The organism is Pseudolysinimonas sp. (assembly GCF_031389465.1).
Taxonomy (GTDB): domain Bacteria; phylum Actinomycetota; class Actinomycetes; order Actinomycetales; family Microbacteriaceae; genus Pseudolysinimonas_A.
Map to the genome: position 1 here is coordinate 1 of NZ_JANMSQ010000326.1, position 2,974 is coordinate 2,974.

Below are 2,974 nucleotides of genomic sequence, written 5' to 3' on the forward strand. Positions count from 1 at the left end.
CCAACGGCGCCCTCGACGCGATCGACCGCGTACTCGCCACCCTGGTGCGCTACGGCGACCGGGTGCTCGTCGAGAACCCGACGTTCCCGCCGTTCCTCGACCTGCTCGAGGCATACGGCCTCGAGCCGATTGGGGTCGAGATGGATGCCGAGGGGATGCTTCCTGACGCGTTCGCCCACGCCCTCGGCACCGGGCCGGCCGTCGTGCTGCTGCAGACCCGTGCGCACAACCCGACGGGGGCGTCGCTCACTCCGGAGCGGGCCGCCCAGCTGGGACGACTGCTCGCCCGCAGCCGCACCGCACCGAACGCCATCGTGATCGAAGACGACCACTCGGGGTCCATTTCCGCCTCCCCCGACGTCACCCTCGCGTCCGCCGTGCCCGACCGGGTGCTGCACGTGAAGAGCTTCTCGAAGTCGCACGGACCCGACCTGCGCATCGGCGCCCTCGGCGGGCCACGAGCGCTCGTCGATCGCGTGGTCGCGCGACGGCTGCTCGGTCCGGGGTGGACGTCGCGCACCATCCAGGCGATCCTGCACGGGTTGCTCACCGACGCGACGGCGGTCGCCGAAGTGGAGGCAGCACGCGCGGCATACGCTGCACGGCGGGCCGCCCTCACCGCCGAGCTGCGGGATGCGGGCGTCGAGCTGCCCGCCGGCGACGGGATCAATGCGTGGCTACCCGTCGCCGACGAGCGGTCCGCCCTCGTGCAGCTTGCAGCTGCCGGCATCCGCGTCGCCCCGGGCGTCCCGTTCGTGCTCGGCGACACCCCTACCCCGCACGTGCGCGTCACCGTGGGCCTGGTGCCCGTCGAATCGGCGCGGGTCGTTGCTCAGGCGCTCGCGGCTGCGTCTCACCCCGCGGGTTGAGTGGCGGCTAGCGTGGAGTCGTGAAAATCACCGTGCTCGCGGGCGGCGTCGGCGGAGCGCGGTTCCTGCTCGGGGCGCGGCATTGGCTCCGGGATGCCAGCGTCGACCCCGCAGCGGACCTGACGGCGATCGTGAACACCGCCGACGACCTCTGGCTCGCCGGGCTGCGCATCACGCCCGACCTCGACACGATCACCTACGCCCTCGCCGGGGTCAACGACACGTCGCGCGGATGGGGCCGCGCCGGCGACTCGGAGGTCGTGAACGGCGAACTCGCCGCCTGGGGAGTCGCCTGGCCGTGGTTCACCCTCGGCGACCTCGACATCGCGGCCTCGGTCGCCCGCACCGCCTGGCTGCGCGAGGGGGTGCCGCTCGCCGAGGTGGTCGCGCGGCTCGGCGCCCGCTGGGAACTCGGCGTGCGGCTGCTGCCCGCGACGGGCGACGAAGCCGAGACGATCGTGCATCTCGCGCAGCCGACCGACGACGGCAGAGGCGAACTGCACTTTCAGGAGTGGTGGGTGCGCTACCGGGCGGCGCTGCCGGCCACATCTTTCGAGGTGCGCGGGGCCGAGGTCGCCCACCCGTCGGACGGGGTGCTCGAGGCGATCCGCGATGCCGATGTCGTGCTGCTCGCGCCGTCCAACCCGGTGGTGTCGATCGGTCCGATCCTGGCGATCCCCGGCATCCGCGAGGCGCTGCGGAGCACTGCGGCTCCCGTCGTCGGTGTCTCGCCGATCATCGCCGGCTCCGTGGTGCGCGGCATGGCGGATGCCTGTCTCACCGCGATTGGAGTCGCCACGACCGCCGATGCGGTCGCGCGGCTGCACGGCTCCCGAGCGGCGGGCGGGTTGCTGGACGGCTGGCTCGTCGACACGGCGGATGCGGACGTCGTCGACGGGCTGGTAGCCGACGGCATCCCGGCCCGGGCCGTGCCGCTGTGGATGACCGACCCCAGCACGACCGCTCAGCTGGTGGATGCCGCGGTCGCCCTCGCCAGTTGACGAGGCGTGTCGACGTCGTGCCGCAGGCTCGAGCGCAGCGGCACCGGCACCGCGACCAGACCGAGCGCGCGATGCCGCGACGCGGAGGCACGCCCGAACGCCGACCGCCACACCATCCCTGGGAGTGCCGTGACGAGGGTCGTGCCCGTCCCCGGCGCGTCGGCGACGAACGCGCGTGGATGCCGCCCCGCCGCCGCGAGGGCGCGGGTGAGGTCGGCGGGCCGCAGGGCGGGGAGGTCCCCGAGCAGCACAGCCCGACGGGTGCCTGACGGGATCGTGGTGAGGGCGGATGCGATCGCGAGTCTCAGGCCACGCGGGGCGTGCTCCCTCACCACCCGCACGCGCGGAATCCCGGCGAGGGCGTCGGCGGTCGCGGGGTCGGCGGTGACGACGACCACTTCGGCGACCCCGGCCGCCGAGGCAGCCGCCCGTACGGTGGCGATGCCGATGGCGCGCACCACGGCTTCCGGCGCGCCGAGGCGGGACTTGCCCGAGGCCGCCGGCTTGAGCGGCACGACAACGTGCCATCCGGCGGTTCCCGTCACATCCTCAACGCTAGACTCTGATCGGTCCCCGGTCCGTCTCTGGTCCGTGGTTGCGCATCCCCGTCTGGAGCGATGACCGGTGCCCGTCTCGGCGCCTCCCGTCCCTGCGCGCCCTCTCGGAGATCCCATGACCAGCTCACCCCGCCCGTTCCGAACCGTCACCGCCGTGCCGCTCATTGCGCTGCCACTCGTCGCGCTGCTCGCCGCCTGCTCGGCCCCTGCCGCTGAACCGTCTGCAGCACCCGTCGCCATCACCGTCGACAACTGCGGCGTCTCGGTGGACTTCGACACGCCCCCGCAACGCGTGGTGGCGATCAAGTCGACCTCGACCGAGATGATGCTTGCCCTCGGCGTCGGAGATCGGATCGTCGGCACCGCATTCCAAGATGGGCCGGTTCCCGAACAGTGGGCGGCGGATGCCGTGGGCCTCACCTCGATCAGCGACTTCATGCCGATCGAAGAGGCGGTGCTCGAACTCGAACCCGACCTGGTCTACTCGGGCTGGGAGTCGGCGTTCGCCGCGGATGCCGCGGGCGAGAGAAGCGAACTGCTCGCGCTG

Annotated in this window: 3 protein-coding genes and 1 pseudogene; 3 read left to right on the forward strand and 1 reads right to left on the reverse strand. The window is 72.8% G+C overall.

The window, feature by feature from the left end:
• Both RMO30_RS12535 and cofD read left to right on the forward strand, forming a co-directional pair.
• Nucleotides 1-869 (forward strand): aminotransferase class I/II-fold pyridoxal phosphate-dependent enzyme (locus RMO30_RS12535; RefSeq protein ID WP_309714064.1); only part of this gene is annotated, 869 nt, incomplete at its 5' end.
• A 20-nt stretch (nt 870-889) separates the two neighbouring features.
• On the forward strand, nt 890-1,870 hold the full coding sequence (gene cofD, locus RMO30_RS12540) for a 2-phospho-L-lactate transferase (protein WP_309714067.1): 981 nt from the start codon (nt 890-892) through the stop codon (nt 1,868-1,870).
• Here the strand turns inward: cofD and RMO30_RS12545 are convergent.
• Nucleotides 1,834-2,415: an NTP transferase domain-containing protein gene (locus RMO30_RS12545; RefSeq protein WP_309714070.1), complete on the reverse strand. Its 582-nt coding sequence runs from the start codon at nt 2,413-2,415 to the stop codon at nt 1,834-1,836. The two genes, cofD and RMO30_RS12545, sit on opposite strands and share 37 nt — an antisense overlap.
• 127 nt (nt 2,416-2,542) lie before the next feature.
• On the opposite strand from RMO30_RS12545, the pseudogene RMO30_RS12550 reads away from it, so the two are divergent.
• Nucleotides 2,543-2,974: pseudogene (locus RMO30_RS12550) on the forward strand (putative F420-0 ABC transporter substrate-binding protein); the annotation flags it as partial.